Source organism: Streptomyces sp. NTD107 (genome assembly GCF_059510435.1).
In genome coordinates, this window is sequence record NZ_JCAJZV010000025.1 from 1 (window position 1) to 23,229 (window position 23,229).

At 71.7% G+C, this 23,229-nt stretch carries 20 protein-coding genes; 13 read left to right on the forward strand and 7 right to left on the reverse strand.

What is annotated here, in order from left to right:
* The first annotated feature begins 100 nt into the window (after positions 1-100).
* The 3 genes from AC5WRL_RS27605 to AC5WRL_RS27615 all read left to right on the forward strand — a co-directional run bounded on the left by AC5WRL_RS27605 (position 101) and on the right by AC5WRL_RS27615 (position 2,297).
* Positions 101-1,255, forward strand: coding sequence for an acetoin utilization protein AcuC (locus AC5WRL_RS27605; protein ID WP_496091426.1), 1,155 nt, complete (start codon positions 101-103; stop codon positions 1,253-1,255).
* Between the two features lie 600 nt (positions 1,256-1,855).
* Positions 1,856-2,065, forward strand: a complete 210-nt coding sequence (locus tag AC5WRL_RS27610) for a helix-turn-helix domain-containing protein (protein ID WP_019431885.1) — start codon at positions 1,856-1,858, stop codon at positions 2,063-2,065.
* Positions 2,066-2,198: 133 nt separating this feature from the next.
* The gene (locus AC5WRL_RS27615; protein WP_003948845.1) at positions 2,199-2,297 is read left to right on the forward strand and encodes a 30S ribosomal protein bS22; all 99 of its coding nucleotides are present in this window, start codon (positions 2,199-2,201) and stop codon (positions 2,295-2,297) included.
* A gap of 153 nt (positions 2,298-2,450) precedes the next feature.
* Here the strand turns inward: AC5WRL_RS27615 and AC5WRL_RS27620 are convergent, their stop codons facing one another.
* The 3 genes from AC5WRL_RS27620 to AC5WRL_RS27630 form a co-directional block, all read right to left on the reverse strand.
* Positions 2,451-3,707 carry a DUF5667 domain-containing protein gene (locus AC5WRL_RS27620; protein WP_496091409.1) on the reverse strand — a complete coding sequence of 419 codons (1,257 nt, stop codon included), beginning with the start codon at positions 3,705-3,707 and terminating at the stop codon, positions 2,451-2,453.
* A 269-nt stretch (positions 3,708-3,976) separates the two neighbouring features.
* Positions 3,977-4,795 carry an ECF subfamily RNA polymerase sigma factor, BldN family gene (locus tag AC5WRL_RS27625; RefSeq protein WP_496091410.1) on the reverse strand — a complete coding sequence of 273 codons (819 nt, stop codon included), beginning with the start codon at positions 4,793-4,795 and terminating at the stop codon, positions 3,977-3,979.
* A 332-nt stretch (positions 4,796-5,127) separates the two neighbouring features.
* Positions 5,128-6,138 (reverse strand): HAD family hydrolase, encoded by a 1,011-nt coding sequence (locus AC5WRL_RS27630; RefSeq protein ID WP_496091411.1) that lies wholly within the window; start codon positions 6,136-6,138, stop codon positions 5,128-5,130.
* 84 nt (positions 6,139-6,222) lie between these two features.
* On the opposite strand from AC5WRL_RS27630, the gene AC5WRL_RS27635 reads away from it, so the two are divergent.
* The 9 genes from AC5WRL_RS27635 (at position 6,223) to AC5WRL_RS27675 (ending at position 16,463) form a co-directional block, all read left to right on the forward strand.
* Positions 6,223-6,510, forward strand: coding sequence for a glutaredoxin family protein (locus AC5WRL_RS27635; RefSeq protein WP_496091412.1), 288 nt, complete (start codon positions 6,223-6,225; stop codon positions 6,508-6,510).
* 231 nt (positions 6,511-6,741) lie between these two features.
* Complete coding sequence (locus tag AC5WRL_RS27640) at positions 6,742-7,563, forward strand: redox-sensing transcriptional repressor Rex (RefSeq protein WP_496091413.1); 822 nt, start codon at positions 6,742-6,744, stop codon at positions 7,561-7,563.
* On the forward strand, positions 7,560-9,164 hold the full coding sequence (hemA, locus tag AC5WRL_RS27645) for a glutamyl-tRNA reductase (RefSeq protein ID WP_496091414.1): 1,605 nt from the start codon (positions 7,560-7,562) through the stop codon (positions 9,162-9,164). Before AC5WRL_RS27640 ends, hemA begins: the two co-directional genes overlap by 4 nt.
* Positions 9,161-10,150: a hydroxymethylbilane synthase gene (gene hemC, locus AC5WRL_RS27650; RefSeq protein ID WP_496091415.1), complete on the forward strand. Its 990-nt coding sequence runs from the start codon at positions 9,161-9,163 to the stop codon at positions 10,148-10,150. The genes hemA and hemC overlap by 4 nt, the downstream gene beginning before the upstream one ends.
* Positions 10,147-11,814 (forward strand): bifunctional uroporphyrinogen-III C-methyltransferase/uroporphyrinogen-III synthase, encoded by a 1,668-nt coding sequence (locus tag AC5WRL_RS27655; RefSeq protein WP_496091416.1) that lies wholly within the window; start codon positions 10,147-10,149, stop codon positions 11,812-11,814. The genes hemC and AC5WRL_RS27655 overlap by 4 nt, the downstream gene beginning before the upstream one ends.
* Positions 11,811-12,851, forward strand: coding sequence for a porphobilinogen synthase (gene hemB / locus AC5WRL_RS27660; RefSeq protein WP_496091417.1), 1,041 nt, complete (start codon positions 11,811-11,813; stop codon positions 12,849-12,851). The genes AC5WRL_RS27655 and hemB overlap by 4 nt, the downstream gene beginning before the upstream one ends.
* A gap of 17 nt (positions 12,852-12,868) precedes the next feature.
* Complete coding sequence (locus AC5WRL_RS27665; RefSeq protein WP_496091418.1) at positions 12,869-13,642, forward strand: SDR family NAD(P)-dependent oxidoreductase; 774 nt, start codon at positions 12,869-12,871, stop codon at positions 13,640-13,642.
* A complete protein-coding gene (locus AC5WRL_RS27670) occupies positions 13,642-14,673 on the forward strand; it encodes a serine hydrolase domain-containing protein (RefSeq protein WP_496091419.1) in 1,032 nt (343 codons plus the stop codon). Before AC5WRL_RS27665 ends, AC5WRL_RS27670 begins: the two co-directional genes overlap by 1 nt.
* A gap of 323 nt (positions 14,674-14,996) precedes the next feature.
* Positions 14,997-16,463 carry an MFS transporter gene (locus AC5WRL_RS27675; protein ID WP_496091420.1) on the forward strand — a complete coding sequence of 489 codons (1,467 nt, stop codon included), beginning with the start codon at positions 14,997-14,999 and terminating at the stop codon, positions 16,461-16,463.
* A 30-nt stretch (positions 16,464-16,493) separates the two neighbouring features.
* On the opposite strand, the gene AC5WRL_RS27680 is transcribed toward AC5WRL_RS27675, so the two are convergent.
* The 3 genes from AC5WRL_RS27680 to AC5WRL_RS27690 form a co-directional block, all read right to left on the reverse strand.
* Positions 16,494-17,375, reverse strand: coding sequence for a recombinase family protein (locus AC5WRL_RS27680; RefSeq protein ID WP_496091421.1), 882 nt, complete (start codon positions 17,373-17,375; stop codon positions 16,494-16,496).
* Between the two features lie 217 nt (positions 17,376-17,592).
* On the reverse strand, positions 17,593-18,177 hold the full coding sequence (locus AC5WRL_RS27685) for a hypothetical protein (protein WP_496091422.1): 585 nt from the start codon (positions 18,175-18,177) through the stop codon (positions 17,593-17,595).
* On the reverse strand, positions 18,174-18,764 hold the full coding sequence (locus tag AC5WRL_RS27690; protein ID WP_496091423.1) for a putative glycolipid-binding domain-containing protein: 591 nt from the start codon (positions 18,762-18,764) through the stop codon (positions 18,174-18,176). Before AC5WRL_RS27690 ends, AC5WRL_RS27685 begins: the two co-directional genes overlap by 4 nt.
* An 82-nt stretch (positions 18,765-18,846) precedes the next feature.
* On the opposite strand from AC5WRL_RS27690, the gene AC5WRL_RS27695 reads away from it, so the two are divergent.
* On the forward strand, positions 18,847-19,449 hold the full coding sequence (locus AC5WRL_RS27695; RefSeq protein ID WP_496091424.1) for a CGNR zinc finger domain-containing protein: 603 nt from the start codon (positions 18,847-18,849) through the stop codon (positions 19,447-19,449).
* Between the two features lie 191 nt (positions 19,450-19,640).
* Here AC5WRL_RS27695 and AC5WRL_RS27700 read toward each other — a convergent pair whose 3' ends face one another.
* Positions 19,641-22,781 (reverse strand): Tn3 family transposase, encoded by a 3,141-nt coding sequence (locus AC5WRL_RS27700; protein WP_496091425.1) that lies wholly within the window; start codon positions 22,779-22,781, stop codon positions 19,641-19,643.
* Positions 22,782-23,229 lie beyond the last annotated feature (448 nt).

Genomic DNA, 23,229 nt, shown 5'->3' on the forward strand with positions numbered 1-23,229 from the left:
GAGTAAGCCCTACCGGGTTATCCGGTAGGGCTCACTTGTGTTGTGGGCCGGCGTTTGGGCTACCGTGGCAGTCATGAGCGCCAGCGCCGCAGCCCGGCTTATGTGGGACGACGGAGTCACGCGGTATGACTTCGGGCCGCAACATCCCATGAAGCCCGTGCGACTTGACCTCACCATGCGGCTTGTCGAAGCCCTCGGTCTCCGGCGGCACATCGAGATCACCGGGGCCAGGCCGGCCGGTGAGTCCACGTTGCGGCTCATCCACCGGCCCGACTACATCGACGCCGTCCGCCGGGCCTCCGCCGACCCCAAGGACACCGAGCGCCGGCACGGCCTGGAGACGGAGGACAACCCGGCGTTCGCCGGCATGCACGAGGCCGCCTCGCTCATCGCCGGGCTGTCCGTGGCCGGCGCCGAGGCCCTGTACACCCGGGCCGCCGAGCACGTCGTGAACTTCGCCGGCGGACTGCACCACGCCATGCCCGGCGCGGCGGCCGGGTTCTGCGTCTACAACGACCCGGCGCTCGCCATCGCCCGGCTCCTCGAACTGGGCCTGGAACGCGTCGCCTACGTCGATCTGGACGTCCACCACGGGGACGGCGTCCAGGAGGTGTTCTGGGACGATCCCCGGGTGCTGACGGTCTCCGTGCACGAACACCCCCGTACCCTCTTCCCGCACATCACCGGCCGGCCGGACGAGACCGGAGATCCGGAGACGGCGCCCGGCAGCGCCGCCAATGTGGCGCTGCCCGCAGGGACATCGGATGCCGGGTGGCTGCGCGCCGTACACGCCGTGGTCCCCGAGCTGCTGGCCGACTTCCAGCCGCAGCTGCTGGTGACCCAGCACGGCGCCGACACCCACTTCGAGGACCTTCAGGCGCATCTTCTCCTCAGCCTGGACGCCCAGCGGGCCGGCGTCGAGGCCGCGCACGACTGGGCGCACCGGTACGCGGACGGCCGGTGGCTGGCGCTCGGCGGGGGCGGATACGCCGTCGTGGATGTCGTACCCCGGCTGTGGGCACATCTGGTGGCCATCGCCGCCCACGTGCCCGTCGAGCCCGGCACCGCCGTCCCCGACAGCTGGCGGCAGGCCGCGTACGCGCTGACCCGGGAGAGCGGGCCGTGGCGGATGACGGACGGCCGGACGCCGAACTGGACCGCCTGGGAGGCGGGTTACGATCCGGGCGATCCGGTGGACCAGGCGGTGCTCGCCACCAGACGGGCAGTGTTCCCGCAGCGCGGGCTGCTGCCCTGACGGTCCGTCCGTCCTACGCCAGCTGATCCCGTACCCTCTGCGTCACCTGCGGTGCCGGACTCCCCCCAGGTGCGGGGCTCCCGTGTCGACTTGGCGACCCCATTGCGGGTACGCCACGGACCGTCCCGGCAGCGGCTCGGGGCGTGGGGGAGCCGGGCGGGCGCATGACCGGTCTTCACCCACGCCCCAGCACGCCCCCGGCGCACACAACTTGCCCGGCTCCCCGCCCGGTCGGCGGCGCGGCGGGGCCGCCGGTGGGAAAGGCCGCAGGCCACAGGCGGTGTGCGGGGGCGCGTTCCGGTCTCGGGGGCGCCGCCGCCGGTGGCCGGCCCGGGCGGGGTACGGGGGCGGGCCGGTGGCCGGGCGGCACGGGGTGCGCGGTGCCGGCTCGCACAGGTGTGGCCCGGGTTTGCGCCCGAGAGCCCCTGATGCGCTATGGGCGCAATCGGACTTCTCTGTCAGCTTGGTGGTAAACGGCCGGTTGAGGCACCTCTTCCTCACTCGCATCACCCGCCCCTAATCTGGGGAGGAGCGCACTTGCGAGAGGGAGTCACCGGAGGGGAAGCCGGTGCCCGACATGTGCGGAAGGTCAGGTGTGACATGGCTGCTGGTGAAAGGCTTCTGAGCGAGGCCAAGTTCCTGACCGTGGCGGAGGTCGCCGCGGTGATGCGAGTGTCCAAGATGACCGTGTACCGCCTGGTGCACGCCGGTCATCTGCCCGCGATCCGGGTAGGAAGGTCCTTCCGGGTCCCCGAGCAGGCTGTGCACGAGTACCTGCGGGAATCCTTTGTAGGGGTGGAAAGCGCCTGATGGCGGGCCGGGACAAGGACCGCTAGGCCCTCGATTTACCCGTATCACCCGGTGACCGGTAGGCTGACCCCCATGTAGGTCGTGTGGGCTCGGACGCCCCGCACCGAGTCATCGAAGTGAGCGAGGGTAAGTCGTGGGCTCTGTTATCAAGAAGCGGCGCAAGCGGATGGCGAAGAAGAAGCACCGCAAGCTGCTGAAGCGCACCCGCGTGCAGCGCCGCAACAAGAAGTGAGCGAGCGCGGCTGAACCGGCCCTCCCGTCATTCGGATGGGAGGGCCTAGGCGTGCAGCCGCCGTTCGAGCCGTACAAAGGCGGTGGCCCGGCGGCCGGTGTTCTGCACCGGCCGCCGGGCCACTGTTGTTCTGTTGTTCTGCGTTGTCGGGCTTTATTCGGCGTTCTTGACGTCCAGGCCGAGTCCGGGGAGCAGGTCCTGTACCAGGGGTGGGATGGTGACCTCCGGCTTGGGGAGCGGGCCGAGGGGGGAGTCGGACGAGCCGCCGCCGCTGCCGTCCTCGTCCGGGCCGGTGCTCGGGGCCGGCGGGTTGAGCAGTCCGGAGCCGCCGAGCAGTCCCTCGTAGTCCTCCGCGGCCATGGAGGGGCTCTCCTGGCCGTGCTGGGGGGTCTCGGGCCGTGGGGGGCTGCTGGGGCTCTCCGCGGCGCCTGTGTCGGGCGTACGGGGCGCCTCGCCGTTGGACGGTGCGGCGGGCTGCTGGTCCCCGGTGCCGGGGTCGGCGGCGGCGGTGTGCTCCGGCTCCTGGGGGAGCAGGGTGCGCAGCGGGATGATCTCGTCGTCCATGGCGTCGAAGACGGAGGTCACCTCCTCGCCGATGTCCCACAGCTGGGCGGGGAGTTTGCCGCGCAGCGCGTCCCAGGTGTCGCGGTGGTTCTCGGCGAAGGACGACAGGGTCTGGAGTGGGTCGAGGGAGCCGTCGGCCTCGTAGACCTGGCTGAGCAGCCGGTGTCCGTTGGCGGCGTCGTCGGCCATGCTGCCGAGGGTGGTGCGGATCTCGTGCAGCTGCTCGTGGTCGAGGTCGCCGCCCCGGCCGCGGTCCATGAGGCGGCGGGCCTCGTGCAGCCGGGTGGAGGCGTGGTCGAGGTAGAGCTGGGCGCGGGCGGTGTCGCCGCCGGTGAAGTCGAGGCGCAGGTCCTCCATGCCGCGTTTGAGGCCGTAGAGGGTGTCGCCGGGGAGGGCGTTGGTGCTGGCGACGGCGGCGCCGCCGAAGGCGCCGGCCGCCACGCCCATGGACAGGCCGCCGGCGGCCAGGCCCTTGGTGAGCCGGCTGCGGGGGCGCAGTCGGCTGAAGGCGTCGGTCAGTGGGGTGGCCCGGTGGGCGCCACGGCCCGTTCTGGTGGTGGCGCGCTGTTCGGGGATCTGGTCCTCGCCGGCCCGCCGGGCGGCGAAGGCGGTTTCCATGGCGGCCATCAGCTGGGCGCGCTGGGTGGCTTTGGTCTCGGCGCTCAGTTCGGGCCGGGGCAGGGCGGTCAGCCGGTCCGTCACGGACAGCAGGGCTGCCCCTTCGGTCCTGTCGGCCGGCGGTGCCTCTTCGGGCCCGCCCGCCACGGCCGCCTCGTCCGGCCGGGGCTCCTCGACGGCCTGGGCGAATTCCTGGGCGCGTCGGCTTGCTGGCACGGATCCGATCACGGGCGGCACCTCCTCTCGTCAGCACGGTCGACTCCCCGGTGCGGATGGTTGGTTGCCGGTCGCCGCCGTTATCACCCGTTCGAGTGAGGGGTGGGGTGGTGGGGCCGGTTGTAGGGAGTCTGCGAACTCGACAACGAGCGGACGGGCACTCGGGTTACGGCTGGAGGATAATGTGACTGTTCGCCGTTGACTGGTGACGCTTGGCGGCCGGGTGGCCAGGGAACGTGAACACGTTCGTGTTCAAAGGCCGTGAAAAAGGGTGATCCGGGTTATCTCGCGTCGTCGGGCAGCAGCCGGGCGAGGGTGCGTACCGCCCGGTACTGGAGGGTTTTGATGGCGCCCTCGTTCTTGCCCATCACCCGTGCGGTCTCGGCGACCGACAGGCCCTGGAGGAAGCGCAGGGTGACGCACTCCTGCTGCTGTGGGTTGAGCTTGCGGACGGCCTCCAGCAGCGCGGTGTTGGACAGCGTCTCCAGGACGGAGTCCTCGGGGCTGCGCTCGACCTCGTTGGCGTCGAGCATTTCGCCGGTGGTGATCTCCAGCCGGAAGCGGCTGGACTTGAAGTGGTCGGCGACCAGGTTGCGGGCGATGGTGACCAGCCAGGCGCCGAAGTCGCGGCCCTGCCAGGTGAAGGTGCCGATCCGGCGCAGGGCGCGCAGGAAGGTCTCGCTGGTGAGGTCCTCGGCCGTGGCGCGGCCTCCGACGCGGTAGTAGATGTACCGGTAGACGGTGTCGGAGTAGTGGTCGTAGAGGCTGCCGAAGGCGTCGGATTCGCCGTCCTGGGCGCGTTCGACGAGGTCCATCATGCGCCGGCTGTCGCTGTCGGCGGCGGGTCGGCGGGTGGTGGTGGTGTTGCGGGGGAGGCGGCGGCCCGTGGTGGGGGCGGGGCCGGCGGCCGGGGTGGTGGAGGTGGTGGGGGCGGTGCCCGCGGTGCCATCGGCGAGGGCATGGGCGGGGCCGGCGGGGACAGGTGCGGCGGTGAGGGACGAGTTGGCGTACGCGGGGGGGACGAAGACGCGCAGCCGGCCGAAGACCGTCGTGCGCAGCGTAGCCAGGCCCGAGGTGTCAACCCCGACGTGTGGGTACACGGGACTCCCAGAGGCAGAGCTTCCGACACGTGCAGTGGCGCGGGTCCGTCAGCCGACACCTGGGGGGAGACGTCTGGGGACCGGAATGCGTCTGAGGAGAATAACGCTTTGTGCTTGGCGTGCTACGCGTAGTTGCGAAAATCGCCGATTAGGTTTGAAGTGTTACGTGTTGCTGTCGGCGCGCTACCCAACGCCATGGATTTATTGATCGGTGAATGTTCCGATCCGATCACTGGATGAACGAATTTGACCGATGGCCGGTCGGGGGACTGCCCGCCGCCCGTCCCGGGTAAAGGGCCGGAATGCGCCTGGCGCACCCGTGAACGCTTCGGTCAGCGCCGGCGCCGCCGCAGCGCGACCGCCGCCACCGCGCCGCCCGCCACGGCCCCGGCGCCCGCCGCGGCCGGCACCCCGATCCGTACCGCCTTGCGGCCCGTGCGGTAGTCCCGTACCCGCCAGCCCTGCTTGCGGGCGTGCGCCCGCAACGCGCTGTCGGGATTGATCGCGTAGGGATGACCGACAAGAGACAACATCGGGATGTCGTTCGCCGAATCGCTGTACGCCGCGCAGCGCTCCAGATCCAGCTCCTGGCGCTCGGCCAGCGCCCGTACCGCCATCGCCTTGGCCGGGCCGTGCAGCGGCTCGCCCACCAGCCGGCCGGTGTAGACGCCGTTCGCCGACTCGGCGACCGTGCCCAGCGCGCCGGTCAGCCCCAGCCGCCGGGCGATGATGGTGGCCGTCTCCACCGGGGCCGCCGTCACCAGCCACACCCGCTGCCCGGCGTCCAGATGCGCCTGGGCCAGGGCCTGGGTGCCGCGCCAGATCCGGCCGGCCATGTACTCGTCGTAGATCTCCTCGCCCATCGCCATCAGCTCGGCCACCTTGTGACCCTTGACGATGGACAGCGCGCTGTCGCGGGCGTCCCGCATGTGCTCGGCGTTCTCCGAGCCGGCCAGCCGGAAGTAAGCCTGCTGCCAGGCGAACCGCACCAGATCGCGGCCACTGAAGAACTTCCGCTTGTACAGGCCGCGTCCGAAGTGGAAGAGGGCCGCGCCCTGCATCACCGTGTTGTCGAGATCGAAGAACGCCGCCGCGCGGGCGTCGCCGGGCACCGGGAACTCCGGCTCGGCCACCGTCTCCCCGGCGGCTGCCGCCGACGCTTGGCCGGCCAGCTCGCTGCGCCGGGTGGGCGCCGCGGCCCGGCGGCCCGGCCAGCGGCCCCGGGCCAGCTCCGCCAGCAGGCCCGCACCGGTGGCGCGATCCTTGCGGTCGTCCCGGTCCGTACGAACCTCGCGATCCACGGTTCCGCGCTCGGCGGGCTGGTCCAGCGGCGAGCTTGCCATGTGATCGAGGATAGCCAGTCGCGGGCCGGGTCCCGGTTGCGCGGGCATGTCGCCCGGATTGCCGTGCGCGGCACAATGGGCGGCATGAGACCCCTGCTGCGCCGTGCGTCCCGTAAGTCTGCGGCGTCCCCCGCGGACCGTGTTGTCACCTTGATCGGCAAGCCCGGCTGTCATCTGTGCGATGCCGCCCGTGAGGTGGTGGCGGCGGTGTGCGAGGAGACCGGGGCCGCCTGGGAGGAGCGGGACATCACCGTGGACGAGGAGCTGCACCGGCGGTACTGGGAGCAGATTCCGGTGGTGCTGGTGGACGGTGAGCAGCACGATTTCTGGCGGGTGGACGCGGGGCGGCTGCGCAGCGCGTTGGGAGCTTGAGCCCGGTTTGGTTTAGCATGCGGGGTCGTTTTTTCCGTTCCGGTACACATACGTGAGGAGTGTGACCAGGTGTCCCTGTTGGCGCGTGTGGCACCGGTCACTTTGGACGGACAAAGCGGACACCATCTTTGTGCACGCGTTCACAAAGGCATAACCTGGGCGCGACGGGGCGGTCTCGGCGCATGCGCCGTACGCAACCGCTCTCCGCTTGGCTCGACCGGCAGGAGCACCGTGGCAACTGGCCGAAACCACCGACCGGCGACGCGCAGCCGAGGAATCCCCGAGGCGACTGTCGCCCGGCTTCCGCTGTATCTGCGGGCGCTGACCGCGCTCTCCGAGCGCTCGGTGCCGACGGTCTCCTCCGAGGAACTGGCCGGCGCCGCCGGGGTGAACTCGGCGAAGCTGCGCAAGGACTTCTCCTACCTCGGCAGCTACGGCACCCGGGGCGTGGGCTACGACGTCGAGTATCTCGTGTACCAGATCTCGCGTGAACTCGGGCTCACCCAGGACTGGCCGGTCGTCATCGTCGGCATCGGTAACCTCGGCGCGGCGCTGGCCAACTACGGCGGCTTCGCCTCGCGCGGCTTCCGGGTCGCGGCGCTGATCGACGCCGACCCCAAGATGACCGGCAAGCAGGTCGCGGGCATCGGCGTGCGGCACGTGGACGAGCTGGAGACGATCGTGCACACCAACGGTGTCTCGATCGGTGTCATCACCACCCCGGCGGGCGCGGCGCAGCAGGTGTGCGAGCGGCTGGTGGCGGCCGGGGTCACCTCGATCCTGAACTTCTCCCCCACGGTGCTCTCGGTGCCGGAGGGGGTGGATGTGCGCAAGGTGGATCTGTCGATCGAGCTTCAGATCCTCGCCTTCCACGAGCAGCGCAAGGCGGCCGACGAGCTGGCGCGGCCCGCGCGGGCCGCCGGCGGCGGCGCCACGGATACGGGTACGGGTACGGACACCGGCGCGGGCACCGGTGGCGCGGGCGGCGCCGGCGGGAGCCGGCGTGAGGGCCCGGGGCCCGACGGGGACATCCCGGCGGTGATGCCGGCATGACGCTGCTCGTGGTCGGAGTGAGCCATCGCAGCGCCCCGGTGAGTGTGCTGGAGCGCGCGGCGATCGCCCCCGGCGTCCGCGCCGCCCTGCTGCACGATCTGCTGGCGGCCGGGCCGGTGCTGGAGGCGGCGGTGCTGTCGACGTGCAACCGGATCGAGCTGTACGCCGACGTGGACCGCTACCACGCCGGGATCGCCGAGCTGACCGGGATGCTGGCCCGGTACGGCGGGGTCGGCCCCGACGAACTGGACCCGTACCTGTACGTGCGGTACGAGGAAGAGGCCGTCGCCCATCTGTTCACCGTGGCCTGCGGGCTCGACTCGATGGTGGTCGGCGAGGGGCAGATCCTGGGCCAGCTCAAGGAGTCGCTGGCCCTCGCCCAGGACGAGCAGACGGCGGGGCGGCTGCTGAACGAGCTGTTCCAGCGCGCCCTGCGGGTGGGCAAGCGCGCCCACAGCGAAACCGGTATCGACCGCGCCGGGCAGTCCCTGGTGACGTTCGGCCTGGAGCAGTTGGCACCGGCCGCCGGCCGGACCGCCCGGACCGCGCAGCCGGACATGGCGTGGGTGCGCGGGCTGCGGGCGCTGGTGATCGGGGCCGGGTCGATGTCCTCGCTGGCCGCGACGACACTCGCCCGCGCCGGTGTGGCCGAACTGGTGATCGCCAACAGGACGCTGGAACGCGCGGAACGGCTGGCCGCCGCACTGGACGCGGGACCCGCCGCGGGCCCCGGCCGCGCCGGGCAGGCCGAGGTCTCCGGCCCGGCGCGTGGGGCGAATCCGGCAGGACCCCGGTATCTGCCCGAGCAGGCCGGCCCGGGCGCGTCCGCGCCCGGCGCGGGCGAGGGCCGGGAGAACGCCGGGGCAGCCGGCGTCCCGGCCGCGGGCGGCGAGCCGAGTGAGCAGGTGTGTCCGGTCGGCGACGACTGCCGGACCGACGCCGCCCCGCGCGGGCCGCGGGCCCGCGCGGTGCCCATCAACGCCATCTCCATCGCCGCCGAGCTGGCGCTGGCCGATCTCGTCGTGTCCTGCACCGGGGCCACCGGGCTCGTGCTGTCCGCCGGCGCCGTCGCCGGGGCGCTCGGGGAGCGGCGGGCCGGGCAGCGGGAACCCGCGCTGCTCGACCTGGCGATGCCCCGCGACATCGACGCGGCCGTGCACGGGCTCCCCGGGGTCCGCTTCGTCGACATCGAATCGCTCGCCGCCGCGTCCGCCGACGCCCCGATGGCCGCCGACGTGCAGGCGGTGCGCGACATCGTCGCCGAGGAGGTCGCCGACTTCGGCGCCGCCCTGCGCGCCGCCTCCACCACCCCCACCGTCGTCGCCCTGCGCGCGATGGCCGCCGACGTGGTCTCCAGCGAGCTGGCCCGTCTGCACGGCCGGCTGCCGGGCCTTGACGAGAAGGAACGCGCGGAGGTCACCCACGCGGTGCGCCGCGTCGTCGACAAACTGCTGCACGCGCCGACCGTACGGGTCAAGGAGCTGGCCGGTGAGCCGGGCGGCGCCGACTACGCCGCCGCCCTGCGCGAGCTGTTCGATCTCGACCCGCGGGCGGTCGCCGCCGGCAGCACCAGAAGTAACGCGGAACAGGAGCGGTCATGACCACCCCCACCCGGGCCCTGCGGCTCGGAACCCGGCGCAGCGCCCTCGCCATGGCGCAGTCCGGGATGATCGCGGACCAGGTCCGTGGCCTCACCGGGCGACCGGTGGAGCTGGTGGAGATCACCACCTATGGCGATGTCTCCCGGGAGGCGCTCGCCTCCATCGGCGGCACCGGGGTCTTCGTCTCGGCGCTGCGCGACGCGCTGGCCGCCGGACAGATCGACTTCGCCGTGCACTCCCTCAAGGACCTGCCCACCGCGCAGCCCGCCGAGCTGGCCCTGGCGGCCGTGCCGGTACGGGCCGACGCGCGCGACGCGCTGATCGCCCGGGACGGGCTGACCTTCGAGCAGTTGCTGGTGGAGAACGGCACCGCCCGGGTCGGCACCGGCTCGCCGCGCCGCATGGCGCAGCTGAACGCGTGGGCCCGCTCGCTCGGTTGCGAGTTGGACACGGTCGCGATCCGGGGGAATGTCGACACCCGGATCGGGTACGTGAGCGGCGGCGAACTCGATGCCGTCGTCCTCGCCTCCGCCGGGTTGCACCGGCTGGGACGGGAAGCGGAGATCACCGACTTCCTGCCGCCCGACACAGTCCTGCCCGCCCCCGGCCAGGGGGCACTGGCGGTGGAGTGCGCCGCGTCGAACGCGGAGCTCGCCGCCCAGCTCGCGGAGTTGGACGACCCGTTCACCCGGGTCGCCGTCACCGCCGAGCGAACCCTGCTCGCCGCTCTGGAGGCCGGTTGCAGCGCACCTGTGGGTGCGTTCGCCGACCTGCGGACCGATGAGCGGGATGCCACCACCGAAATGCGCCTGCGGGGCGTCGTCGGCACGATCGACGGCACCACGCTGGTGCAGCTGACCACCACCGGTCCCGTACCGGCGTCGCCCGTCGAGGCGGTGGCCCACGCAGTACGCGTGGGCGCCGAACTCGCCGCGGAGATGCTCGCCAAAGGCGCGGCCGGTCTGATGGGGGAGCGAGCACTTTGAGCCCCACCGCCGCACGCATCCTGGCGGCCCAGCCGGCCGGTCACTCCGGTCCGTACCAAGGGCACGTCACCTTTCTCGGGGCCGGACCGGGTGATCCGGGCCTGCTGACCCTGCGCGCCGTGGAGGCGCTGGCGCGGGCCGATGTCCTCGTCGCCGATCCACGCGCCTACGACGTGGTGCGCGCGCATCTGCGGCCGGGGACGGACACCCCGTTGCAGAACGCCGCCCTCGCCGCGCCCACCGCCACAGTGAGTGATGCCGCCGATCTTGTCATGCGGGCCGCGCGCGGCGGCAAGCGGGTGGTCCGTGCGGTCGCCGGTGACCCGGGGATGGACGGGGACGCCACCGCCGACATGCTGGCGCTGGCCGCCGAGGGCATCACCTTCGAGGTGGTACCGGGCGTCGCGCACGCCGTGGGCGTGGCCGCGTACGCCGGGGTGCCGCTGCGCGACCCGGACGGCGCCGATGTGCGGTTCGTGGACGCGGCGACCGCCGACGAGCGGTGCTGGACGGAGGTCGGTGCCTCCGACGCCACGGTGGTGGTGTCGGCGGTGCTGGAGTCGGTGGCGGCCACGGCCGCGCGGCTGGTCTCCTCGGGCCGCAAGCCCGACACCCCGGTGTCGGTGACGATCGCCGGCACCACGACCCGGCAGCGTACGTGGTCGGCGACGCTGGGCACGGTCGAGCGCACGCTCAAGTCGGCGAAGGTGCTGCCTTCGGCGGAGGGCGACCGGCCGGTCATAGCCGTGGTGGGCGAGCGCGGGGCCCCCGAACGGCGCGATCAGCTGGCGTGGTTCGAGTCCAAGCCGCTGTTCGGCTGGAAGGTGCTGGTGCCGCGCACGAAGGAGCAGGCCGCTTCGCTGTCGGAGCAGCTGCGCTCGTACGGTGCGGTGACCTCCGAGGTGCCGACGATCGCCGTGGAGCCGCCGCGTACCCCGCAGCAGATGGACCGGGCGGTCAAGGGCCTGGTCACCGGGCGCTACGAGTGGATCGCCTTCACCTCGGTGAACGCGGTGCGGGCGATCCGGGAGAAGTTCGAGGAGTACGGTCTCGACGCGCGGGCGTTCGCCGGGATCAAGGTCGCGGCGGTCGGGGAGCAGACCGCCAAGGCGCTGATCGAGTTCGGGGTGCGGCCCGATCTGGTTCCCAGCGGGGAGCAGTCAGCGGCCGGGCTGCTGGAGGACTGGCCGCCGTACGACCCGGTGTTCGACCCGATCGACCGGGTGTTCCTGCCGCGCGCGGACATCGCCACCGAGACGCTGGTGGCCGGCCTGGTCGAGATGGGCTGGGAGGTGGACGACGTGACGGCGTACCGGACGGTGCGCGCCTCGCCGCCGCCGGCCGAGACCCGGGAGGCGATCAAGGGCGGCGGCTTCGACGCGGTGCTGTTCACCTCCTCCTCCACGGTGCGGAACCTGGTCGGGATCGCGGGCAAGCCGCACAATGTGACGGTGATCGCGTGTATCGGCCCGGCGACGGCGAAGACCGCGCAGGAGCACGGGCTGCGGGTGGATGTGCTGGCGCCCGAGCCGTCGGTGCACGCGCTGGCCGAGGCGCTCGCCCAGTACGGCGAGGAGCGGCGGGCGGCGGCTGCCGAGTCCGGTGAGGTGCTGAAGCGGCCCAGCGAGAAGCGTCCGCAGCGACGGAGGGCGCGTACCCCATGAGTGAGTCGGCCGAGTTCTTGAGCGGATACGGTTCTGCGGTGCCGGCCGATCCGGCGGCTGTGGCGTTCCCGCGGGTGCGGCCCCGGCGGCTGCGGACCACCCCCGCGCTGCGCCGGATGGTCGCCGAGCACCACGTACGGCCCGCGGATCTGATCCTGCCCGCTTTCGTACGGGAGGGCATCGCGGAGCCGGCGGCGATCTCGTCGATGCCGGGCGTCGTGCAGCACACCCTGGACTCGCTGCGGAAGGCCGCCGCCGAGGCGGTGGCCGCCGGGGTCAGCGGGATCATGCTGTTCGGGGTGCCGGAGGTCAAGGACGCGATCGGTTCGGCCGGCACCGACCCGGACGGTATTTTGCAGCGGGCGCTGCGCGCGGTACGGGCCGAGGTCGGCGACGAGCTGGTCGTGATGGCGGACACCTGCCTGGACGAGGTCACCGACCACGGGCACTGCGGGGTGCTGGACGCCCAGGGGCGGGTCGACAACGACGCGACCCTCCTCCGGTACGCCGAGATGGCGGTGGTGCAGGCGGAGGCCGGCGCCCACATGCTGGGCCCGTCCGGGATGATGGACGGTCAGATCGGGGTGATCCGGGCGGCGCTGGACGCGGCCGGGCACCAGGACGTGTCGCTGCTGGCGTACACCGCGAAGTACGCCTCGGCGTTCTACGGGCCGTTCCGGGAAGCGGTGAACTCCTCGCTGCGCGGGGACCGCAAGACCTACCAGCAGGACCCGGCGAACGGCCGCGAGTCGCTGCGCGAGCTGGCGCTGGACCTCGCCGAGGGCGCCGACATGGTGATGGTGAAGCCCGGGCTGCCGTACCTGGATGTGCTGCGCCGGGTCGCGGACGCGGTGGATGTGCCGGTGGCCGCGTACCAGATCTCCGGCGAGTACGCGATGGTCGAAGCGGCGGCCGAGAAGGGCTGGATCGAGCGGGAGCGCGCGATCGACGAGACCCTGATGGCGTTCAAGCGGGCCGGTGCTGATGTGATCCTCACCTACTGGGCGACCGAAGCGGCGCTCCGGCTCGCGAACTGAACCATGCAGGAGGCGTCATGACGACCACCGCCATAGACCAGCAGCCCACCGCCGTGGTGACCGGGGCCAGCAGTGGCATCGGCGCGGCCACGGCACGGCGGCTGGCGGCGGCCGGGTACCGGGTGGTGCTCACCGCGCGTCGGGTGGAGCGGATCGAGGCGCTGGCGAAGGAGCTGACCGCGGCCGGGCGGGCGGCGGTGGCGTACCCGCTGGATGTGACGGACCGGGCGGCGGTGGACGCGTTCGCGGCCTCGCTGGAGCGGGTCGATGTGCTCATCAACAACGCGGGCGGTGCGCTCGGCCTGGACCCGGTCGCGCAGGGCGATCCGGGGCAGTGGCGTGCCATGTACGAGGTCAATGTGCTGGGCGTGCTGCACATGACGCAGGCGCTGCTGCCCGCGCTGGTCGCGAGCGGGGCCGGCACGGTGCTGGTGGTGTCCTCGACGGCCGGGCACGGCGTGTACGAGGGCGGTGGCGGCTATGTGGCGGCCAAGTACGGGGCGCACGCGCTGACCGAGACGCTGCGGATCGAACTGGTCGGGCAGCCGGTGCGGGTGATCGAGATCGCGCCGGGGATGGTGGCGACCGAGGAGTTCGCGCTGAACCGGTTCGGCGGCGACGCGGAGCGGGCGGCCAAGGTGTATCAAGGGGTCGCGGAGCCGCTGACCGCCGATGATGTGGCGGACACCATCGAGTGGACGGTGACCCGGCCGCAGCATGTGAACATCGACCTGCTGGTGGTGCGTCCGCGTGCCCAGGGGTCCAACACCAAGGTGCACCGGGAGAGTTGATGCCGGCACGGCCCGAACCCGGGGTGGTGGCGCGGGCGCGGGCCCACGCCCGCCCCGGGTTTGTGCTGTGGGTGGTACGGGACGGGGCGCTCGTGGTGGGCGAGGCCGGCGGGTGGGCGGTGCGCTGGGGCGCGGGGCCCGGCGGCGCGGTCGAACTCCCCCCGGACGAGCGCGTACCGATGACGGTGGACACGGTCTTCGATCTGGCGTCGCTGACGAAGCTGTACACGGCGCTGCTGGTGGCGCGGGCGGCGGAGGCGGGGCTGCTGGAGCTGGACGCGCCGGTGGCCCGGTACGTACCGGAGGTGGCGGGCGCCGGGGGGCGCCGCCCCACGGTGCGTCAACTGCTGGATCACACCAGTGGGATGGCGCCGGAGATGGACCTGACCGGGTACCGGACGCGGGCCCAGCGGCTGGCGGCGGCGCTGCGGCATCCGCTGGAGTATGTGCCGGGGGAGGGCGAACGGTACTCCGACCTGGGCCTGATCGCCGCCGGGGTGGCGGTGGAGCGCGTGGCGGGGGCGGGGCTCGACGTACTGCTCAAGCGCTGGTTCACCGGGCCGCTCGGGCTGACCGACACCGGCTTCCGGCCGCCGCCGGAGCGGGCGGCGCGGTGCGCGGCGACGGAGTATCAGCCGTGGACCGGGCGCGGGATGGTGCGCGGTGAGGTGCACGACGAGAAGGCGTTTCTGCTGGGCGGGGTGGCCGGGCACGCCGGGGTCTTCGGCACGGCGCGGGAGGTGGCGGTGCTGGCGCAGGTGCTGCTGAACGGTGGCCGGTACGGGGACGTGCGGGTGCTGGGTGAGGAGTACGCGGCGCTGTGGCCGGGCTGGGAGCGTGACCGGCCGGCGTACATGGGCGCGCTGGCCTCGCCGGACACGTTCGGGCACACCGGTTTCACCGGGACAAGTGTGGTGGCGGACCGGCGGACCGGCACCGTCCTGGTGCTGCTGACCAACCGGGTGCATCCCAGCCGCGAGCGGCCGGTGGGCGAACTGCGCGCCGCGGTGGCGTCGGCGCTGGCCCTTTAGGCCGGAATATGTCCGCCGCGGGTTCGAGAATGGGCGCATGACCACAAGACATGGGTGCTCACATTCTGGCCGGAAAAGCAAGTTGATGGCCCTCGAACAGCTTTGTCAACGCGACAAAGGCCACAGCGCATAATTCCCCGGAACAGCCCCGGCCGTGCTCTCCCGGGGTGTTAGGTTTGCCCCTCGTCCCGAGGTCAGGACCGTAAGAGCGGCGCATCGACCCGCCACGCCCCTCGGATTGCATCACGAGTGATTACCCCTTCTGCGAAGGCGGCTCGCTCATGCCCTTTTCCAGTTTCACTCACACGTGAGAGAGCTTTTCCATGTCTGTCGACACTTCGACGCCCGTCATTCCGGCGCGCGCCGTGCCACCCGGCGGCGGCCGGTATCTCGGCCTCGCCCTGGTGGTGATCGCGGCGGCGCAGCTGATGGTGGTGCTCGACGCCACCATCACCAACATCGCGCTCCCCGCCATCCAGAGCGACCTCGCGGTCTCCGACGCCGGCCTGGCGTGGATCGTCAACTCGTACGCCCTCGCCTTCGGCGGGCTGCTGCTGCTCGGCGGCCGGGCCGGGGACCTGTTCGGGCGGCGCCGGATGTTCCGGGCCGGCCTGGTGATCTTCACGCTGGCCTCGCTGCTCGGCGGGTTCGCGCAGGGGGAGGGGACGCTGATCGGCGCCCGGGTGCTCCAGGGCGTCGGCGCGGCGCTGGCGGCACCCAGCGCGCTGGCGCTGATCACCACGACCTTTCCGGAGGGCAAGCCCCGTAACTCGGCGATGGGCGTGTACGCGGCGATGGGCGGGCTCGGCGCCACGGTCGGGCTGCTGCTGGGCGGGGTGCTCACGGACGCGCTGGACTGGCGGTGGGTGTTCTTCGTGAACGTCCCCATCGGGATCGCGGTGCTGGCCGGCACCCGGGTGCTGGTGGAGGCGGAGCGGCGCGGCGGGCAGCTGGACATCCCCGGGGTGATCACCGGCACGGGCGGGCTGGTCGCGCTGGTGTACGCGATCACCCGGGGCGGCGAACACGGCTGGACGGACGCGCTGACGCTGGTGTCGTCCGGGGTGGCGGCGGTGCTGCTCGCGGTGTTCATCGCGATCCAGACCCGGACGGCCCACCCGACGCTGCCGCTGCGGCTGCTCGCGGACCGCAACCGGTGGGGCAGCTACGGCACGATGCTGTTCCTGGGCGCGGGGATGTTCGCCACCTTCTACTTCCTGACGCTGTACATGCAGCTGATCCTCGACTACAGCGCGATCCGGACGGGGCTGGCGTATCTGCCGTTCAGCTTCGGCATGGCGGCGGCGGCCGGGGCGAGTTCGAAGCTGGTGGCGGCGTACCCGCCGCGGCTGATCGCGGGTCCCGGGCTGCTGGTGGCGGCGGTGGGGATGTTCTGGTTCGCGACGCTGGAGCCGGGGTCCTCGTACGTGGCGCACCTGATGCCGGCGATGTTCGTGACGGCGGCCGGCCTGGGGCTGAGCTTCGTGCCGATGACGCTGGGCGCGGTGCGCGGGGTGGCGCCGCAGGAGACGGGGATCGCCTCGGCGGTGCTGAACACCGCGCAGCAGATCGGCGGCGCGCTGGGCCTGGCGGTGCTGGCGACGATCTCGACGTCGGCGGCGAACGACAAGCTGCCGGGCGCGGCGGCGGTGCTGTACGAGGGCCTGGCGGTGGGGGACCGCACCGCCGTCCAGGCGGCGAGCGCGGCCCTGACCCACGGCTACACGGCGGCCTTCACGGCGGCGGGCGCGATGTTCCTGGCCGGCCTGACGGTCACCGGGCGTGAGTAGTTGAGGTACAGGAAATCCCGGTGAGATTGATCATGGTGCCGGGGTGATGGCTGGCGCGTCGGCAGTCTGCTCGTCGTACTCGTGGAGCATCCGCATGACGGTGGCGGGTGAGGGGTGCTCGCCTTTCTTCTTGCCGGTGGTGATGACGAGCCTGGCGGCGATGTCGCGCAGGCTCAGGCCCTGCTCGCGCAGGCGGAGGGCCGTGTCGAGCATGTCCGGGTCGGTGACCCCTGCGCCGCCGATGGTCTTGCCGCGCTTGCGGGCGGACTCGTGGCCGTCGAGGGTGCGGTCGCGGATGTACTCGCGTTCCATGCCGGACATGGCGGCGAGCACGGTGAATACGATCCCGGAGGGGTCGTGGGAGCCCTTCAGTTCCCCGGTGAGGAACTCCAGGCCAACGTCGCTGGCCTTCAGCTCTTCGGCGAGCATGGCGAGTTCAATGCCGCGGCCGAGCCGCTTGTGCTCGTGGACGACGAGGGTGACGGCGACACCGGAGGTGCGCATCTCCCGGGCGAGAGCGACGGCGGCCTCCAGTTCGGGGCGCGTGCGGGCGCGGGTGGAGATCTTCTCGGAGAAGACCCGGGTGACCCCGGCCTCGGCGAGGGCGTCGAGCTGAGAGTCGAGGGACTGCCGCGCGGTCGAGGCGCGGGCGTAGCCGAGGCGAACGTGCCCGACCGGCGCGGCGCCAGCACTGACGGGCCGAGGCAGCTCGATCCACACGGACCCTGGTTTCCGTACGGGCGGGGTCGGCACGTTGAGGGCCTTGGCGAGTTGGGGTACGAGGCGGAAGCGGGCGGTGTGGTACTGGATGGCCACCTTGCCCTTGCCGGTCCGGCACGGCGAGCCCGCGGGGACGCCACATGTGGACATCGGGCAGTCGTGCGATTCCACGTGCTCGAAGTCGTCGCTCACGACCCCGGACTGTTTCATGAGGGCGTTTCAGGTGTCCAGTCGTTTGCAACAACTCATGAAACATGATCACCGCAGGTAGACCGCCGGGCGGCCGGGTGTTTCACGAGCGACCGCCTATGAAACGCCCCAATGAGAACTGTCGCCAGTGGGAGTGCGCACCCCGATGCGACCTGGTGGCCTGAGCTGGCCAGTGCAGGCGTCGGCGCTTGCTGCCGGGTCAGGCCGGTGGGCGAGGCGGTCCTGCCTCCGGCTCGGCCGATCGGCGGGTTGCGAGCATTTCCTGGTTCAGCCACCAGGTGCGGCCTTCGTCCTGAGATTCGTGGCCGACCCAGCGGAAGGCGGTGGTGGAGATGTCGGTGAAGCGCCAGCGGTTGAGGGTGCCGTCCGCCTCGGGTTCGCTCTCCAGCAGGATGTCCCGGCCGCGTCGGCCGCCGTGCAGCACGACGGTGACGCCGGTGACCGCGCCGAGCCAGTAGACGTGCCACGCCCCGGTGGCGGGGTCACAGAATCGCAGGCTGGTCCCGATGCCCCTGATGCCGGGTGCGCCGGCCTGCGGGTCGTCGGTGCGAGGGTAGGTCAGGACGTCCTGGATGGCGCGCCCGTCGAGGACCCAGCCGAAGGACCAGGTGCCGGGCCGTCGGGAGAGCAGTCGGCTGTTCTCGTCGTGGAACCGTACGTCCATCTCCCAGGTGCCGACGAACTGACCGAATAGGGAGAGGTGGTGGGCGTGGTCCGGGTGGGGAGCGTCGGCGGCCAGGTGAGGGAGGGCGGGATGCGTCGCCGGCTGGGATGAGGTGTTCATCGAGTGCTCCTGGGTGAGTCGGGCAGGCCGCCGATGCGCCGCCAGACGCCGGGGTAGTCGAGGACCAGTCCGTGGTCGTCCACGGTGAGGTCGGCTGTGAACGATGCCGACCGGTAGCGGTAGACCGTCGGGGCCTTGCCGGTGTCGAGTCGTAGGTATTGCTGGCTGACGGCGCGGACCTGAAGCGTGGGTATGGTCACGTAGGCCACGAGCAGGTCGGTCGATGGCCGGGCGGCGGCCATCCGGTTGATGGGCAGCGTGTTGGTCAGCGGCGTGCACGAGATGTCGATGTCCGTGCAGCCGTCCAGGGCCGGTAATGGGTGACCGCTGCCCATGGTCCACACGCCCTGGCCGTCGTGGGCGAGTGACAGTCGTCGTTCCCCGCTCGGGCCGCTCACCTGGACCGACACCTGCCGGGGGTGTCCCGCCTCGTCTGCGGCCAGGTCGTATCGCACGTGTGCGGCGCCGTCCGGGAGGACATGGACCGCCTCGCTGGTGGCGTGGGTCAGGCAGCCTCCATCCCGCGTCCAGACGACGTGCTCGATCCCCGCCCATCGCAGCGAGGACCAGACGGCTTCGATGTGCATGCCGCCCTCCTGTCCTAACCGGTAAATACTTTAGGCAGTTAACATGCCGCATCGGTCACTGCGCAACCGGTAAGATGACTAGGTGGTTAACGCTGGTGGGAGGTCGTCGCAGACGGCGCCCGGGGAGCTTGAAGGAGTCCGGGAGCTGCTCAATACTTGGCTGATCACCAACGACACCCGGCGCCCGACCGATCGCTTCGACACCTATGCGGACGGCCACCACATCCCGCCGGACGAGCGGGGAGTGTTGCGCGCCCTTCGGGATGACCTGCGCGCTTTGGTGGAACACGAGTCGGCGTCCGAGGAGCAGGTCACCGCGTGGATCGGACGGCTTGGCGTCGGGATCACCGTCACCAGCGGTGGCCTCGCCTTGCGGCACTCTGGCAGCCCGGCGGCAGGGATGCTCGCCACCGTCCTGGAGGCGATCATGCGCGGGCAGTGGCCGCGCATGAAGGCGTGTCCGGATTGCCGGTGGGTGTTCTATGACTCGACCAGGAACGCCAGCAAACGCTGGTGCCTGATGACCGCGGGCGGCCAACAGGGACGCTCCTGCGGAAGCATCGCCAAAGTACGGCGGCACCGCCAGAAGCGCGCCACCGGCCAGCCAGGCGCACCGGCAGGCAGCGCGGGGAACGCCTCCCTATCCGACGCCGCCCCGCAGCGTCCAACGAGTCAGCGCGGCTGAAGAACGTCCTTCCTGTGGAGAGATACTGGAGGACTACCGTAGGGCCGTCTGGTGGCTTGGCTCCGAGATCAGCGCCGACCAGTGGGCCGCCGCTCAGGTCCGCATCGCCATGGACGACGCACGCGACCGCAGCGGACTGCCCGGCTGGACCTCGTGACCGCCGTCTCCGGCCCTCGGGGACGCATGTGCGTTCACTCCTCGTCCAGGTCGGCGTCCTCGGCCGGCGCGTCCGGGTCACGCAGAGGCCGCAGGCCCTGGCCAGGGCCGCTGGCCGCAAAGTTGAACTGGTAGCGGCCCAGGAAGTTGATGTGTCGGTTCTTGAGCGGCGAAAGCCGGGCGACGTCGTCGTCCTTGATGTCGTGGCCTTCGGCGCGCAGCTGAGCCACGGCGGCATCCAGATACCGCGTGTTCCACAGTGTGACGGCGTTGAGGACGAGACCCAGACTGGCGAGCTGGTCCTCCTGCCCGTCACGGTATGCCTGCCGGATCTGGCCGCGGCCTCCGTGGCAAATCGCGCGGGCGAGGCGGTGGCGAGACTCCTGGACGGTGAGCTGCCGGTTCATCAGGCGGCGGTAGGTGTCGTCGACCGGGTCGACCAGGGCGAGCAGATGCATGGTCTTGTCGATGCGCCCGTACTCGGCGAACGCGGCACCGAGCGGGGTCGGGTGTCCCTCGCGGCCGAACATCCGCAGCAGGTCGTAGGCGCGGACCTGGTTCGTGATGAGTGATCCGGCGACGCGGAGCATGTCCGGCCAATGGGTGGCGATCCGCTTCAGGTTGATTTTGTTGCGGGCGATCGCCTCCAGCGGACCGTAGCCGGCGACCGCCTCTTCCCCCTCTGGAAGGTCGGCCCGCCAGAACCGCTGATCCGCCAGGTCGCGGAAGCGCGGGGCGAAGCGGAAGCCGAGCATCTTGTACAGGCCAAAGGCCATGTCGGAGTACGAGGCGTTGTCGGTCGCGACCATCTCAGGGCGCACGCCGCCGTCGAGATTGAGCAGGGTGTCCAGGGTGAACAGGCTGTCGCGCGGGGTGCCGCGCACGACCATCGCGCCGATCCCCGCCACCTGGTCGTTCACCGCGTTGAGCCAGGTCAGCCCGCGTTTGTAGCCGTAATACTTCGGCGAAGGGCCGGTGTTGATGCTCTTGACCGGGACGACGAAGCGCAGACCATCGACGGAGGCCAGCAGCCCGCCGCCCCACATCTGGGCCAGCTCGATACCCGCCTGAGCAGTGATGAGCGTGGCGTTCGCCGCGGCGATGGTGTCCGCCCGCAGGTAGTTCTGGTCCACGTGCGACAGACGCGAGCGAGTCAGAGCCATCTGGTCCGGGTCGATGACCGGGGTTCTGCCGATGTTGCAGCTCTCAGCCACCAGCAGGGCCACCAGGGAGACGAGCAGCCCCTCCATGCGGGTGGGCCGGTGAGACACATGTGTGAAGGCGTCCAGGAACCCGGTCCAGGAGTGCACCTCGAACAGCAAGTCCGGCAGGTCGATCCTCGGGAGCATCGCCTCCGTGGTCTTCTTCAGCCAGGTCAGCGACTCCGGCTCGCCGACCGCGCCGAGCTTGTCCACGCTCAGCCTGGCCCGGCCGCCGCCCTCGGGAACGACGATTTCCACCTTCGCCTCGTCGCCGGCCTCCTCCAGCCGGTCGGCCATCTGCCGCCAAGCCGCATCCAGCGCCCGCGTCAATCCGGTCAGGTGCTCGCCGACGTCCTCGTTCAGGCTCAGGCCGGCCAGCACGTCCGCGCGCATCGCCTCCCACCGCGGCCCGTCCAGCAGCCGGGCCCGCGGGTCGGCCCACCGGTTCGACGGGGCGGCGAACACATCCCGCCGGTTCAGCGCCCGATGCAGCTGCTCCAGCACGCACACCACGTATGCGTCGCGGTCGACCGCGCCCTGCGGCAGCTTGGCGTTGGAGAACACCGCACGTCGCCACATCGCCGGCACCAGGTCCGCGTCGACCTCGCGCGGCAGCAGCGGGCGCTCCTTGACCCGCCGCCGCGCCAGAGCCGGGAGCCGGCGCACCGCGCGCAGGATGCGCTTGCCGCCCTGGGCCGCGCCCAGCGCGTTCGACTCGCCCAGCAGGCTCAGGAACGGGCGGACGGTGTTGTAGCGCAGGGCCAGCTTCTCCCGCATCGCCGCCTCGGCCGACCCGTCGTCCTCGGGCACCAGCGCCTCGACCGTAGCCACCGCCGAGGAGACCGCCGTGCGCGGCACAGCCTCCTCCACCGCCGCCCACAGCGCGGCGACGTCCAGGTCCGCACTCGCCTCGGCGACCAGGTCCAGCTCCTCCGTGAGGATCTTCGACGCCTTCGCCAGGACGCGGGCTGCCTTCTCCAGCTGCGGCAGCATCGCCAGGCGCTCCCGGTCCGAAGCCCGCCGGGCGGGGCTGATCAGCCGGTTCGCCATCAGCACCGCGAACAGGTCCAGCGCGTCATCGACAGCCTGCGCCTCCAGCTGGCGCACCACCGCTGTCAACAGCGCGGTCCGCCGCGGCTCCGGCGCCCGCTCGATCGTCTGCGCCTTGCTCAACTGGCCGTACCGGGCCAGCGTGGACAGCCGGTTCACCGGCACCCGGGAGAGGTTCACCCGCCCCAGCGCGAACGCGGAGATCTCCTCCACCCGCTCCATCGCCCGCACCATCGCGGTCCCCGTCGACTTCACCGGCGGCGTCCGCAGCCGCTCCAGCTCCGAGATCCGCCGCCCCTCCGGCACCACAAGCAGCGCCGTCAAGGCCGGCGCAAGCGCGGGATCGGCGCGGTGCGTGGCCCGTGCCACCGCCTCGTACAGCCGCCGCTCGGCCGCCTTACGCGCCTCCGACACCTGACGGGCCAGCACGCTCACCCCGGGCAGCAGCACCCGGTGGCGGCGCAGCCACGTCACCGCGTGGTTGAACAGCGCCACCGGCCCCTCGGCGTGCGTCCACGCTCGTCCGTACAGGAATCTGCGGAACTCCCGCCCCCACTCCCTGTCGCTGAAGTCCCGGTAGCTGAACCGCTTCTGGATCTCCGCCGCGTGCTCGTACACCGTCGAGCGCCGCTCCGGGTACCGCTTCACGCACGAGGCGTCCTTGATGCCGAGCTGCCCGGCCAGGTACTCCACGGCCTCCCACGGCACGGCGAGCGGGTCCTCGCCCAGGAACCGGCCGATGTAGCGGACCGTGCAGATCTGCACCGCCATGCCCAGCCGGTGCGCGTCCGTACGACGCAGCGCGATCAGGTCGCGGTCGTCATCGTCGAGGAAGAAGAACCGCTCCAGTTCCGGGCGAGTGGGCACTTCGGTGAACGTCCCGTACGCCTCGGCCTGCTCATCAGTCAGAAACTCCACCGGCACAGGCCGGACCATAGCCAGCGCCACCGATCGCCCAGCGGCTTTCCGTAAACCCCAGCGGCGTCCCCGGCCGGTGTGCTAACCGACCATGATCAATCTCACCGGGATTTCCTGTACCGCAACTACTCACGCCCGGTCACGGCGCTGGCGGTCAACGCGGGTCGGCAGCGGACGCGGCCGGCGGACGCCGAGGCCCCGGCCCCGGTCCACCTGGCCTGACCACCCGCCCCCGGCCGGTGGTTCGGGCGTGGCGGTGCCCCGCCTGCCGTGGGGGTCGGCGGGCGGGGCGGCCAGATGCGTACGGTTCCCGGTGGTTACGGGATCTGGAGGAACTTGTTCGGCGAGCCGGTGCCGGGGCTGGTGACCTGGCCGGTGACGGCGGCGCCGTCGAGGGCGGACCAGACCTGGGCCGGGCTGGCGCCCGGGTTGCTCGCCAGGTAGAGGGCGACGA

What these genes read in the sequence shown, in the direction of transcription:
- AC5WRL_RS27685 (WP_496091422.1), bottom strand. Translation starts at nt 18,177, where the DNA reads ATGAACACCTCATCCCAGCCGGCGACGCATCCCGCCCTCCCTCACCTG.
- AC5WRL_RS27605 (WP_496091426.1), top strand. Translation starts at nt 101, where the DNA reads ATGTGGGACGACGGAGTCACGCGGTATGACTTCGGGCCGCAACATCCC.
- AC5WRL_RS27675 (WP_496091420.1), top strand. Translation starts at nt 14,997, where the DNA reads ATGTCTGTCGACACTTCGACGCCCGTCATTCCGGCGCGCGCCGTGCCA.
- AC5WRL_RS27670 (WP_496091419.1), top strand. Translation starts at nt 13,642, where the DNA reads ATGCCGGCACGGCCCGAACCCGGGGTGGTGGCGCGGGCGCGGGCCCAC.
- AC5WRL_RS27690 (WP_496091423.1), bottom strand. Translation starts at nt 18,764, where the DNA reads ATGCACATCGAAGCCGTCTGGTCCTCGCTGCGATGGGCGGGGATCGAG.
- hemA (WP_496091414.1), top strand. Translation starts at nt 7,560, where the DNA reads ATGACGCTGCTCGTGGTCGGAGTGAGCCATCGCAGCGCCCCGGTGAGT.
- AC5WRL_RS27610 (WP_019431885.1), top strand. Translation starts at nt 1,856, where the DNA reads ATGGCTGCTGGTGAAAGGCTTCTGAGCGAGGCCAAGTTCCTGACCGTG.
- AC5WRL_RS27630 (WP_496091411.1), bottom strand. Translation starts at nt 6,138, where the DNA reads ATGGCAAGCTCGCCGCTGGACCAGCCCGCCGAGCGCGGAACCGTGGAT.
- hemC (WP_496091415.1), top strand. Translation starts at nt 9,161, where the DNA reads ATGACCACCCCCACCCGGGCCCTGCGGCTCGGAACCCGGCGCAGCGCC.
- AC5WRL_RS27635 (WP_496091412.1), top strand. Translation starts at nt 6,223, where the DNA reads ATGAGACCCCTGCTGCGCCGTGCGTCCCGTAAGTCTGCGGCGTCCCCC.
- hemB (WP_496091417.1), top strand. Translation starts at nt 11,811, where the DNA reads ATGAGTGAGTCGGCCGAGTTCTTGAGCGGATACGGTTCTGCGGTGCCG.
- AC5WRL_RS27665 (WP_496091418.1), top strand. Translation starts at nt 12,869, where the DNA reads ATGACGACCACCGCCATAGACCAGCAGCCCACCGCCGTGGTGACCGGG.